Origin of the sequence: Streptomyces sp. NPDC050732, from assembly GCF_040654255.1 — a bacterium.
Taxonomy (GTDB): domain Bacteria; phylum Actinomycetota; class Actinomycetes; order Streptomycetales; family Streptomycetaceae; genus Streptomyces.
The window spans coordinates 1-14,015 of record NZ_JBFAHP010000041.1 but is presented as its reverse complement, the minus strand read 5'-3'; the positions used below and the strand labels follow the sequence as shown (position 1 = coordinate 14,015).

Annotated in this window: 2 protein-coding genes; both read left to right on the top strand. The window is 74.1% G+C overall.

Going from position 1 to position 14,015, the window contains the following annotated elements:
• Window positions 1-57: 57 nt before the first annotated feature.
• Complete coding sequence (locus AB0H82_RS30410) at window positions 58-9,078, top strand: beta-ketoacyl synthase N-terminal-like domain-containing protein (protein ID WP_362998488.1); 9,021 nt, start codon at window positions 58-60, stop codon at window positions 9,076-9,078.
• A 6-nt stretch (window positions 9,079-9,084) separates the two neighbouring features.
• Window positions 9,085-14,015 (top strand): acyltransferase domain-containing protein (locus AB0H82_RS30405; RefSeq protein ID WP_362998369.1); only part of this gene is annotated, 4,931 nt, incomplete at its 3' end.

Here is a 14,015-nt window from a genome sequence, read left to right as displayed (position 1 = left end):
AGCGCCGTTGATGTTTTGTGGCAGCCAGTCGTCCATCGCCCGACCGCAGCTGACGTGATGGCCGCGTCCGCGTCCGCGTCCCCCTCGGGACCGAGCGCCGGCCCCGACCCGGTCGCCGTCGTCGGGATGGCCTGCCGCCTGCCCGGAGCACCTGACCCCGCCGCGTTCTGGCGGCTACTGAGCGAGGGGCGCAGCGCGGTGAGCACCGCACCGCCCGAACGACGGCGAGCCGATTCGGGACTCCACGGGCCGGGCGGCTACCTGGACCGGATCGACGGCTTCGACGCGGACTTCTTCCACATCAGCCCGCGCGAGGCCGTGGCGATGGACCCCCAGCAGCGGCTGCTCCTCGAACTGAGCTGGGAGGCGCTGGAGGACGCGGGCATCCGGCCGCCCACCCTGGCCCGCAGCCGCACCGGCGTCTTCGTCGGCGCGTTCTGGGACGACTACACCGACGTCCTGAACCTGCGGGCGCCGGGCGCCGTCACCCGGCACACCATGACCGGCGTGCACCGCAGCATCCTGGCCAACCGCATCTCGTACGCGTACCACCTGGCGGGACCGAGCCTCACCGTCGACACCGCGCAGTCCTCCTCGCTCGTCGCCGTGCACCTGGCCTGCGAGAGCATCCGGAGCGGCGACTCCGACATCGCCTTCGCGGGCGGCGTCAACCTCATCTGCTCGCCGCGCACCACCGAGCTGGCCGCGGCCCGCTTCGGCGGTCTCTCGGCCGCCGGCCGCTGCCACACCTTCGACGCCCGCGCCGACGGTTTCGTCCGCGGCGAGGGCGGCGGCCTCGTGGTGCTCAAGCCCCTCGCGGCGGCACGGCGCGACGGCGACACGGTGTACTGCGTGATCCGGGGGAGCGCCGTCAACAGCGACGGTACGACCGACGGGATCACCCTGCCCAGCGGGCAGGCGCAGCAGGACGTGGTGCGCCTCGCCTGCCGCCGCGCCCGGGTCACGCCGGACCAGGTGCAGTACGTCGAACTGCACGGCACCGGCACGCCCGTCGGGGACCCGGTCGAGGCCGCCGCGCTCGGCGCCGCCCTCGGGCAGGACGCCGCGCGCACCGGGCCGCTGGCCGTCGGCTCCGCCAAGACCAACGTCGGCCACCTCGAAGCCGCCGCCGGGATCGTCGGACTGCTCAAGACCGCCCTGAGCATCCACCACCGGCGGCTTGCACCGAGCCTGAACTTCACCACCCCCAACCCGGCCATCCCGCTCGACGACCTCGGCCTGACCGTCCAGCAGGACCTGGCCGACTGGCCGCGCCCCGAACAGCCCCTGATCGCCGGGGTGTCGTCCTTCGGCATGGGCGGCACGAACGGTCACCTGGTCGTGGCGGCGGCGCCGGATCCGGTTGCGGTGTCCGAGCCGGGTGAGGTGTCTGAACCGGGTGCGGTGCCTCAGTCGGTGATGATGCCTGAGCCGGTTGCCGTGCCTGCGCCGGTGGTGGTGCCGACGCCGTGGCCCGTCAGCGCTCACAGCGCTGCCGCGCTGCGCGCACAGGCCGACCGCCTGCGGACCCACCTCACCGACCACCGCCCCGCCCCCGACGCCGCGCGGGTCGGCCACGCGCTGGCCACCACCCGTGCGCCCCTCGCCCACCGCGCGGTCCTGCTCGGCGGCGACACCGCCGAACTACTCGGCTCCCTGACCGCGCTGGCCGAGGGCTCGGAAACCGCGTCCGTGGTGCGCGGCGAGGCGTACACCGAGGGCGGGACGGCCTTTCTCTTCAGCGGGCAGGGCGCCCAACGCCCTGGAATGGGCCGGGAGTTGTACGCCGCGTTCCCCGTCTTCGCCGACGCCCTCGACGAGGCGTTCGCCGCCCTTGACGTGCATCTGGACCGCCCGCTGCGCGAGATCGTCCTTGGCGAGGACGCCGAACAGCCGGCACTCCTCGACCGGACCGCCTACACGCAGCCCGCGCTCTTCGCGTTCGAGACGAGCCTGTACCGCCTTGCGGTCTCCTTCGGCCTGGAACCGGATTACGTCCTAGGCCACTCGGTCGGCGAGATCACCGCCGCGCACGTCGCCGGTGTCCTCTCGCTGCCGGACGCGAGCGCTCTGGTGGCCGCGCGGGGACGGCTCATGCAGGCGGTCCGTGCGCCCGGCGCGATGGCGGCGTGGCAGGCCACGGCGGACGAGGCGGCCGAACAGCTCGCCGGGCACGAGCGGCACGCGACCGTGGCCGCCGTGAACGGCCCCGACTCCGTGGTCGTCTCCGGCGACCGCGCCACCGTCGACGAACTGACCGCCGCCTGGCGGGCACGCGGCCGCAAGGCCCACCGCCTGAAGGTCAGCCACGCCTTCCACTCACCGCACATGGACTCCATCCTCGACGAGCTGTGCACGGTCGCCGCCGGCCTGACCTTCCACGAGCCGGCCATCCCCGTCGTCTCCAACGTCACCGGCGAACTCGTGACCACGACCGGGAGCGGCGCCGGCCATGGCGACCCCGAGTACTGGGCGCGGCACGCGCGCGAGCCCGTGCGGTTCCTGTCCGGGGTGCGGGGGCTGTGCGAGCGCGGGGTGACCACGTTCGTCGAACTCGGCCCGGACGCACCGCTGTCCGCGATGGCCCGCGAGTGCTTCCCCGCGCCCGGGGCCCCCTCCGCGGACGGGAGCCGACCGCGTCCCGCCGCCGTCGCCACGTGCCGCCGCGGCCGCGACGAGGTGACCACGTTCCTGACGTCCCTGGCCCAGGCGTACGTCCGCGGCGCCGACGTCGACTTCACCCCGGCCTACGGTGCCCGCGACAACGCCACGCGCCGCCTCCCTCTCCCCACGTACCCCTTCCAGCGCGAACGCCACTGGCCTGCCGTCACCGAACAGCACCCCGTTGCGCGAGAGGACGCGGCGGCCGCGCCCGAGACGCCGGACGCCGGGCAGCCGGAGCCCCCGGAGCGGACACGGCATGAGCGGGAGGAGGGGACGCACGAGTGGGGCGGGCCCGAAGGGCGGCTCGCCGGGCGGTCCGTGCATGACCAGGAGCGGGTCCTCATCGGGCTGGTCGCCAAGCACGCGGCCGTGGTGCTCGGCGCCGAATCGGGCACGATCCGAGCCGCCCGCACCTTCAAACAGCTGGGCTTCGACTCGATGGCCGCCGCCGAGCTGAGCGAACGGCTCGGTACGGAGACGGGCCTGCCGTTGCCCGCCACCCTCACCTTCGACCACCCCACCCCCCTGGCCGTCGCCGCGCACCTGCGCGCGGAGCTCACCGGTACGGCCGCCCCGGCCGCCTCCGCGTCCGCCACGGGCGACCTGGGCACGGGCGGCGACCTCGGCACGGACGGGGACCCGATCGCCATCGTGGCCATGAGCTGCCGGTACCCCGGCGGCGCGGGCTCGCCGGAGGACCTGTGGCGGCTGGTCGCGGACGGCGCCGACGCGATCGGCGACTTTCCCGCCGACCGCGGCTGGGACCTGGCGCGCCTGTTCCACCCCGACACCGACCGGTCGGGCACCAGCTGCACCCGGCAGGGCGGATTCCTCTACGACGCCGCCGACTTCGACGCCGAGTTCTTCGACATCAGCCCGCGCGAGGCCCTGGCCGTCGACCCGCAGCAGCGGCTGCTCCTCGAATGCGCCTGGGAGGCCTTCGAACGCGCGGGCCTGGACCCGCGGGCGCTCAAGGGCAGCCCCACCGGCGTGTTCGTCGGCATGACGGGGCAGGACTACGGCCCCCGCCTGCACGAGCCGTCCCAGGCCACCGACGGCTATCTGCTGACCGGCAGCACGCCGAGCGTGGCCTCGGGCCGCCTGTCGTTCAACTTCGGCCTGGAGGGGCCCGCCCTGACGGTCGACACGGCCTGCTCGTCGTCGCTGGTCACGCTCCACCTCGCGGCGCAGGCGCTGCGGCGCGGCGAGTGCGACCTGGCCCTCGCCGGAGGCGCCACGGTCCTGGCCACGCCGGGCATGTTCACCGAGTTCTCGCGCCAGCGGGGCCTGGCCCCCGACGGCCGCTGCAAGCCGTTCGCGGCGGGCGCCGACGGCACGGGCTGGGCCGAGGGCGTGGGCCTTGTCCTCCTCGAACGGCTCTCGGAGGCGCGGCGCAAGGGCCACGAAGTCCTCGCGGTGATCCGGGGTTCGGCGATCAACCAGGACGGTGCGAGCAACGGTCTCACTGCACCCAACGGCCCCTCGCAGCAACGCGTCATCCGTGCCGCGCTCGCGGCCGCCCGGCTCGCCGCGGACGAGGTCGACGTGGTGGAGGCGCACGGTACCGGCACCACGCTCGGCGACCCGATCGAGGCGCAGGCCCTGCTCGCCACGTACGGCCAAGGGCGCTCCGACGAACGGCCGTTGTGGCTCGGCTCGGTGAAGTCGAACATCGGTCACACGCAGGCCGCCGCGGGTGTCGCGGGCGTCATCAAGATGGTGATGGCGATGCGCCACGACCTGCTCCCCGCCACCCTGCACGTCGACGAGCCGAGCGGCCACGTGGACTGGTCCACCGGCGCGGTACGGCTGCTCACCGAGCCGGTCGTCTGGCCGCGCGGCGACCGTCCGCGCCGCGCCGCGGTGTCGTCCTTCGGCATCTCCGGCACGAACGCGCACCTGGTGCTCGAAGAGGCGGGGCAGGAAGAGGTGCGGCAGGACGGGGACGTGACGGGAGCCGCCGACGCCGGGCACGTGGACGGTGCGGTGCTGCCCTGGGTGGTCTCCGGGCGGACCGGAGCGGCGCTGCGCGAACAGGCCCGCCGCTTGCACGAGTTGGTGACTGGCAACCCGGCCGCCGCCTCTGTGGCCGGGGTGGGCCGGTCGCTGGTCACCACGCGGGCGGTGTTCGAGCACCGGGCCGTGGTCGTGGGCCGTGACCGCGACGAGCTCATCGCCGGCCTCGACGCCCTGGCCGCGGGCGAGGCGTCGCCGGACGTCGTGAGCGGGGTCGCGGGCGATGTCGGTCCCGGGCCGGTACTGGTGTTTCCCGGGCAGGGCTCGCAGTGGGTCGGCATGGGCGCCCAACTGCTCACCGAATCGGCGGTGTTCGCGGCGCGGATCGCGGAGTGCGAGCGGGCGCTGTCGGCGTACGTGGACTGGTCGCTGACGGAGGTCCTGCGCGGGGACGGACGGGAACTGTCGCGGGTCGACGTCGTCCAGCCCGCGCTGTGGGCGGTGATGGTCTCGCTCGCAGCTGAGTGGGCGGACCACGGCGTCACCCCGGCCGCCGTCGTCGGGCACTCCCAGGGAGAGATCGCCGCGGCGGTCGTCGCCGGCGCGCTCACCCTGGAGGACGGCGCCAAGATCGTGGCCCTGCGCAGCCGGGCGCTGCGTCAGCTCTCGGGCGGGGGCGCCATGGCTTCCCTCGGGGTGGGCCAGGAGCAGGCCGCCGAACTCGTCGCAGGACACCCCGGAGTGGGCATCGCCGCCGTCAACGGCCCGTCCTCGACCGTCATTTCGGGCCCGCCCGAGCAAGTCGCCGCCGTCGTCGCCGACGCCGAGGCGCGCGAGCTGCGCGGCCGCGTCATCGACGTGGACTACGCCTCGCACAGCCCCCAGGTCGACGCCATCACCGACGAACTGACCCACACCCTGGCGGGCGTCCGCCCCGTCCCGGCCCCGGTGGCGTTCTACTCGGCCGTGACCGGAACCCGCGTCGACACGGCGGGCCTCGACACCGACTACTGGGTCACCAACCTGCGCCGCCCGGTCCGGTTCGCCGACGCCGTCACCGCGCTCCTCGCCGACGGCCACCGGGTCTTCATCGAGGCCAGCAGCCACCCCGTCCTCACCCTCGGCCTCCAGGAAACCTTCGAGGAAGCCGGGGCCGACGCCGTCACCGTCCCCACGCTGCGGCGCGAGGACGGCGGCCGGGAACGCCTGGCCCGCTCGCTGGCACAGGCCTTCGGCGCCGGGTGCGCCGTCAGGTGGGAGAACTGGTTCCCGGCCACCGGTACGTCCACCGTGGAGCTGCCCACGTACGCCTTCCAGCGTCGCAGGTACTGGCTGGAGGCCCCCGCCGGCACCCAGGACGCGGCCGGCCTGGGCCTCACCGCGGCGGGGCACCCCCTCCTCGGAGCGGCCACCGAGATCGCGGACGGCGACATCCGCCTGCTCACCGGCCGCATCAGCAGGCACAGCCACCCCTGGCTCGCCCAGCACACCCTCTTCGACGCCGCGGTCGTACCCGCATCCGTCCTCGCGGAATGGGCGCTGCGCGCCGCCGACGAGGCCGGCTGCCCGCGCGTCGACGACCTCACGCTGCGCGCCCCGCTGGTGCTGCCCGAGACCGCGGGCGTGCAGGTGCAGATCGTGGTCGGACCGGCCGACGCGCAGGACGGACACCGCGACTTCCACGTCTACGCCCGCCCTGACGGCGAGGGCGCTTCCGAGGACGAGGGCGCCCCCGACGGCGCCGACGTGCCTTGGACCTGCCACGCCGACGGCCGCCTGGTCGCCGAGCCCACCGGCACGGCCGCGCCGGACTCCCCGGACACGGTCTGGCCGCCGCCCGGCGCCGAGCCCGTCGACCTCGGCGACTTCTACGAACGGGCCGCCGCGACCGGCGTCGGCTACGGACCGGTCTTCACGGGGCTGCGCGCCCTGTGGCGGCGGGGCGGTGAACTGTTCGCCGAGGCGGTGCTGCCGCAAGAAGCCCCGGAACCGGCCGGGTTCGGCATCCACCCGGCGCTCCTCGACGCCGCACTGCACCCCGCACTCCTCGGCGAGCGGCCGGCTGAGGAGGACGGGAAGGGCCATGACAAGGACCAGGACCAGAACCAGGACCAGGACAAGGTGTGGCTGCCGTTCACACTGACCGGAGTGACCCTGTGGGCCACCGGTGCCACGTCTGTACGCGTCCGTCTCACTCCGCTGGACGACGGCTCCGGCGCGTCCCCGGACGGGCGGGCATGGCGGGTCGGCGTGAGCGACCCGACCGGCGCGGAGGTACTGACCTGCGAGGCCCTGGTCGCCGTGGCGGCGGGACGCCGCGAGCTGCGGACCCCGGGGGAGCGGGGGTCCGGTCTGTACGCGCTGGAGTGGGTGCCGGTGCCCGTGCCGGTGTCGACGGGGGAGAGCGTCGAGCCCTCGGGCTGGGTCGGTCTGGGAGAGCGCAGGGAACGCGCGGAGCGCACGGAACGCGTGGAGCGCACTGAGCGGGTGGAGCGCTGGTACGAGGATCTGGATGCTCTGGGTGTGGCCGTGCAGGGTGGGGCTTCGGTGCCGCCTGTCGTTCTCGCCACCCTGGCTGCCGCCCCTACTGGGGCGGGCGACGGGGCCGTCGACGGCGCCGCCGACGCGTTGAGCGCGGTTCGGCGGACCGATGCGCTCCTCGAACGGTGGCTCGCGGACACGCGCTTCGCCGACGCTCGTCTGGTGGTGATCACGTCCGGCGCGGTCGCCACGGGTGACGGGCTCCTTCCTGCCCCGGCCGCCGCGGCGGTACGGGGACTGGTCCAGCAGGCGCAGGTCAGGCACCCCGGCCGCATCCTCCTCGTCGACACGGACACAGGGGACGGGGCCGGAGCCGGAGCCGGTGACAGGCTTCTCGAACAGGCCGTGGTTACGGCTCTCGGCGCTGACGAACCACAACTCGCCCTGCGCGCGGGCCGCGTCCTGGTGCCCCGCCTCACCGCGCTCCGGGACGCGACCCCCACCGACGAGGCGCGACCGCTCGAAGTGCGGCAGCTCGACCCGGACGGCACCGTACTGCTCACAGGGTCGGCCGGCGCCCCGGTGGCGGACCTCGCCGAACACCTCGTACGCACCGGGCAGTGCAGGCATCTGCTCCTCCTGTCCAGAGACGGTGAACTGGCCGAAGTGGGGGAGGAGTTGCGGGGTCTCGGCGCCACCGTGGACCTGAGCACCGTCGATCCGGCGGACTCGACGGCCCTCGCCGAAGCGGTCGCCGCCATCGACGGGGACCATCCCCTTACGGGAGTCATCCACGCCACCGGAGCCGTAGACACGAACGATCCCGGCGATTCGACGAACGACTCGACGAACGACTCGGCGAACGGCTCGACGAGCGACTCGTTCGCCGAGGCATGGTCGTCGAGTGCGGGTGTCACCGCCGCCCTGCACGCCGCGACCGCCCACCTTCCCCTGGACCTGTTCGCCGTCCTGTCCCCGGCGGGCGCCGACCTGGGCATCGCGCGGTCGGCGGTCGCCGCGGGCGCCGACGCCTTCGGCGCGGCACTCGCGTCGTCGCGCCCGACGGGCATGGCCCTCACCTACGGGCCGCCCACCGCGCCGAGGCCCGGCATCAAGGAGACGGCGCCCGGCCGGATCCCCGCGCTGCTCGACGCCGCTCGCGCCCACGGGGGCGGCTCGCCCCTGCTCGCGGCCCGCCTGGCCGTGCGTACCCTGGCCGCCGAGGGCGCCGCCGGCCTGCCCGCGCCGCTGCGCGCGCTGGCCGTCGCCGCAGCAGCGGCCGGCGCACCGGCCCGGCGCACCGCCGCCGACCGCAAGCCCCCCACGGACTGGCCGGCCCGGCTCGCCGTCCTGTCCGCCCCCGAACAACTCCGCCTGCTCATCGACGCCGTACGCACCCACGCCGCCGCGGTCCTCGGCCGCACCGACCCGGAAGCGCTGCGCGGGAACGCCACCTTCAAGCAGCTCGGCCTGGACTCGCTGACCGCCGTGGAGCTGCGCAATCGGCTCGTGGAGGACACCGGTCTGCGCCTGCCCACCGCCCTCGTCTTCCGCTACCCGACCCCCGCGGCGATCGCCGCACACCTCCGCGAGCGGCTGACCAGCCGGGGCGGGACGGCCCCGGGACAGCCGCCTACGGCGGGACAGGTACCGGAGGCGGTGTCGTCCGCACTCACCCCCGCCGCGGACACCGTGCTGAGCGACCTGGCCCGCATGGAGAACACCCTCTCCGTGCTCGCCGCCCAGCTGCCCCACGGAGAGACGGATGGGATCACCACCCGGCTCGAAGCACTCCTCACACGGTGGAAGACCACGAGCGCCACGGCGAACGACGGCAACGGCGACAGCGACGGCAACGACGACGCCGCCGACCGGCTGAAGGCCGCGTCCGCCGATCAGATCTTCGACTTCATCGACAACGAGCTTGGTGTCGGGCACGGCACCTCGCGCGTGACCCCCACTCCGAAGGCCGGGTGACCGCACATGGCGAGTGAAGAGCAACTGGTCGAATATCTGCGCAGGGTGACCACCGAGCTCCATGACACGCGTCGGCGCCTGGTGCAGGAGGAGGACCGCAGGCAGGAACCGGTGGCCCTGGTCGGCATGGCCTGCCGCTTCCCGGGCGGCGTGGCCTCTCCGGAGGACCTCTGGGACCTGGTCGCCGCAGGCAAGGACGCCATCGAGGACTTTCCCACTGACCGGGGCTGGGACCTGGAGGCGCTCTACCACCCGGACCCGGCCGCCTACGGCACCAGCTATGTCCGCCACGGCGGGTTCGTGGACGACGCGGGCTCCTTCGACGCCGACTTCTTCGGCATCAGCCCGCGAGAAGCACTGGCGATGGACCCGCAGCAGCGGCTGATGCTGGAGACGTCCTGGGAGCTGTTCGAGCGTGCAGGCATCGACCCCGTCTCCCTCAAGGGCAGCCGTACCGGCGTCTACGCCGGGGTGTCCAGCGAGGACTACATGTCCCAACTGCCCCGCATCCCCGAGGGGTTCGAGGGGCATGCCACCACCGGCAGCCTGACCAGCGTCATCTCGGGCCGGGTCGCGTACAACTACGGCCTCGAAGGCCCGGCCGTCACCGTCGACACGGCCTGCTCCGCCTCTCTCGTCGCCATCCACCTGGCAAGTCAGGCGCTGCGCCAGCGCGAGTGCGACCTCGCCCTGGCGGGCGGGGTGCTCGTCCTGTCGAGCCCGTTGATGTTCACGGAGTTCTGCCGCCAGCGTGGCCTCGCTCCCGACGGCCGCTGCAAGCCGTTCGCCGCCGCGGCCGACGGCACCGGCTTCTCCGAGGGCATCGGCCTGCTCCTCCTGGAGCGTCTCTCCGACGCGCGCCGCAACGGCCACAAGGTCCTCGCGGTGATCCGCGGCTCGGCCGTCAACCAGGACGGCGCGAGCAACGGCCTGACCGCCCCCAACGACGCCGCGCAGGAACAGGTCATCCGCGCCGCCCTCGACAACGCCCGCCTCACCCCCGCCGAGGTGGACGCCGTAGAGGCGCACGGCACGGGCACGAAACTGGGCGACCCCATCGAGGCCGGAGCCCTGCTCGCCACCTACGGGCAGCACCGCGCCCGACCCCTCCTCCTCGGCTCCCTCAAGTCCAACATCGGCCACACCCACGCCACCGCGGGCGTCGCCGGCGTCATCAAGACCGTCATGGCGATCCGCAACGGCCTGGTCCCCGCCACCCTCCACGTCGAGGAACTGAGCCCGCACGTCGACTGGGACGCGGGCGCGGTCGAGGTCGTCACGGAACCCACCCCGTGGCCCGAGACCGGCCACCCGCGGCGCGCGGGCGTCTCGGCGTTCGGCATCTCGGGGACGAACGCGCATCTGATCCTGGAGGAGGCACCTCCCGAGGACACCGTGCCCGACCCCGTGGTCACGGAGTCGGGTGGGGTGGTGCCCTGGGTGGTGTCCGGGCGGACGCCGGAAGCGTTGCGTGAACAGGCGCGTCGATTGGGTGAGTTCGTGGCGGGTGACACGGACGCACTGCCGAACGAGGTGGGCTGGTCGTTGACCACGACGCGGTCGGTGTTCGAGCACCGGGCTGTGGTGGTGGGGTGTGACCGGGATGCGCTGACTGCTGGTCTGGGGGCGTTGGCTGCGGGTGAGGCTTCGGCGGGTGTGGTGGCCGGGGTGGCAGGTGATGTGGGTCCTGGGCCGGTGTTGGTGTTTCCGGGGCAGGGGTCGCAGTGGGTGGGCATGGGTGCCCAGCTGCTGGACGAGTCGGCGGTGTTCGCGGCGCGGATCGGCGAGTGTGAGCGCGCGCTGTCAGCGTATGTGGACTGGTCGCTGACGGATGTGCTGCGCGGGGACGGGGCGGAGCTGTCCCGCGTTGAGGTTGTGCAGCCGGTGCTGTGGGCGGTGATGGTGTCGCTGGCCGCCGTGTGGGCGGATTACGGCATCACTCCGGCCGCCGTGATCGGGCACTCGCAGGGCGAGATGGCCGCCGCGTGCGTCGCGGGCGCGCTGTCGTTGGAGGATGCCGCGCGGATCGTGGCGGTACGCAGTGACGCGCTCCGCCAGCTGCAAGGACACGGCGACATGGCATCCCTCAGCGCCGGGCCCGAGCTGGCCGCTGAACTCATCGGCGACGACCGGCCGGGGGTGGTCGTCGCGGCCGTCAACGGGCCATCCTCGACGGTCATTTCGGGGCCGCCGAAGGATGTCGCCGCTGTGGTCGCCGATGCGGAGGCCCGAGGGCTCAGGGCCCGCGTCATCGATGTCGGGTACGCCTCCCACGGTCCCCAGATCGACCAGCTCCATGATCTGTTGACGGACCGCCTGGCCGACATCCAGCCGACGAACACAGATGTGGCGTTCTACTCGACGGTGACCGCCGAGCGCCTGACGGACACGACCGCCCTCGACACGGAGTACTGGGTCACGAACCTCCGCCAGCAGGTCCGTTTCGCCGACACCATCGAGGCGCTGCTGTCGGACGGCTACCGTCTGTTTATCGAGGCCAGCGCCCATCCGGTGCTGGGTCTGGGCATGGAGGAGACCATCGAGCAGGCGGACATCTCCGCCACCGTCGTCCCCACCCTGCGCCGCGATCACGGCGACACCGCTCAGCTGACCCGCGCCGCCGCCCAGGCCTTCGCGGCGGGCGCGGAGGTCGACTGGCGACGCTGGTTCCCGGCCGCCCCCACCCCCCGCACCATCGACCTGCCCACCTACGCCTTCCAGCGCCGCCGCTACTGGCTGGCCGACACCGTGAAGCGGGACAGCGGCTGGGACTTGGCCGGGTCGGGGCACGCGCAGTTGCCGACCGCGGTCGCCCTCGCCGACGGGGGAGTGGTGCTGAACGGCCGGGTGTCCGCCGAGCGCGGTGGCTGGCTGGGTGGGCACGTGGTGGCGGGGACGGTTCTGGTGCCGGGTGCGGCGTTGGTGGAGTGGGTGTTGCGGGCCGCTGATGAGGCGGGCTGTTCCTCGCTTGGGGAGTTGACGCTGCAGGCGCCGTTGGTGCTGCCGGAGTCGGGTGGGGTGCAGGTTCAGGTGGTCGTGGGGGCGGCCGATGGTGAGAGCGGTCGTCGCGACGTACATGTGTATTCGAGGTCTGAGCAGGACGCCTCGGCGGTGTGGGTGTGCCATGCCGTCGGTGAGCTCGGGCGCGAGTCCGTGGCGCGTCCGGCGCGGCAGGCCGGGCAGTGGCCTCCGGCGGGGGCCGAGCCGGTGGAGGTGGGCGGCTTCTACGAGGGTGTCGCGGCCGCCGGTTACGAGTACGGTCCGGCGTTCCGTGGGCTGCGCGCGATGTGGCGGCACGGCCAGGAGCTGCTGGCGGAGGTCGAGCTGCCGGAGGAGGCCGGGTCGCCGGCCGGTTTCGGCATCCACCCGGCGCTGCTGGATGCCGCCCTGCACCCGTTGCTCGCGCAGCGGAGCCGGGAAGGGGCAGGGTCCGGCGCCGGTGCGGAGGCGCTCGGCGGCCAGGTGCTGCTGCCCTTCTGCTGGAGCGGTGTTTCGCTGTGGGCCAGTGAGGCCACCACCGTGCGCGTGCGGCTCGCCGGGCTGCGCGGGGGCGACGACGAGACGGTGTCCCTGACGGTGACCGACCCCGCCGGTGGCCCGGTGGTGGACGTGGCGGAGCTGCGGTTGCGGTCGACGAGCGCCCGGCAGGTGCGGGGCGCGGCGGGCGCCGGTGCGGACGGGCTCTACGAGCTGCGGTGGACGCCGCTGCCCGAACCACCGCCCGAACCCCGTCCCGTACCGGTCCCCGCGGACGGTCGCGGTGCGGCCGACGACCTCTCCGGATGTGCGGTGCTCGGCGAACTGGCCGCGGCACCGGGCGGCCCGGGCATCGACCTGGAGGGCTACCCGTGCCACCCGGGCGTCGGAGCGCTCGCCGACACCGCCGCCCCGCCCTCCGTGCTCCTCGCCCCCGTGCACAGCGACATCACGGACGGCGATGGACTCGCCCTGACCGGGCGGGTGTTGCGCGTCATCCAGGACTTCCTGGCCGCGCCGAGTCTGGAACAGACGCGCCTGGCCTTCGTGACCCGGGGCGCGGTGGACACGGGCAGCACGACAGGAGGCCCGGCGGCTGCCCCGGCAGCGACAGTCGACCGAGCAGCGACAGTCGACCCGGCAGAAACGGTTGATCCGGCCGTCGCGGCCGTATGGGGCCTGGTACGCAGCGCACAGTCGGAGAACCCCGGCCGGTTCGTACTCCTCGACACCGACGCCCCCCTCGACACCGACGCCCCCCTCGACACCGACGCCCCCCTCGACACCGACGCCCCCCTCGACACCGACGCCCCCCTCGACACCGACGCGCCGCCCCTCGACCAAGCCTCCGTATCCGCCCTCATGGACGCGGTCCGGTCCGCCGCCGAGGCGGACGAGCCCCAACTCGCCCTGCGCGGCGGGCGGCTGCTCGTCCCCAGGTGGGCGCGGGCCGACGAGCCCGTCGAGCTGGCCGGGCCGGCCGGAGCGCGGGCGTGGCGGCTCGTGGGCGGCGAGTCCGGGGCGCTGGACGCCGTCGCGGCGGAAGCCTGCGACGACGAAGCGCTGCGCCCGTTGGAGCCGGGCCAGGTCCGCATCGCCGTCCACACGGCCGGGGTCAATTTCCGTGACGTCCTGATCGCCCTGGGCATGTACCCGGACCCGGGTGCGCTGCCGGGCACCGAGGCGGCCGGCGTGGTGACGGAGGTCGGCCCGGGCGTCACCCGCCTGTCGGTGGGTGACCGCGTGATGGGCATGCTGGACGGCGCCTTCGGTCCGTGGGCCGTCGCCGACGCGCGCATGCTGGCGCCGGTCCCGGCAGGCTGGGACACCCGGCAGGCGGCCGCCGCCCCCGCCGCGTTCCTGACCGCTTGGTACGGGTTGGTGGAGCTGGCCGGTCTGAGGGCGGGCGAGCGGGTGTTGATCCATGCCGCTACGGGTGGTGTGGGGATGGCGGCGGTGCA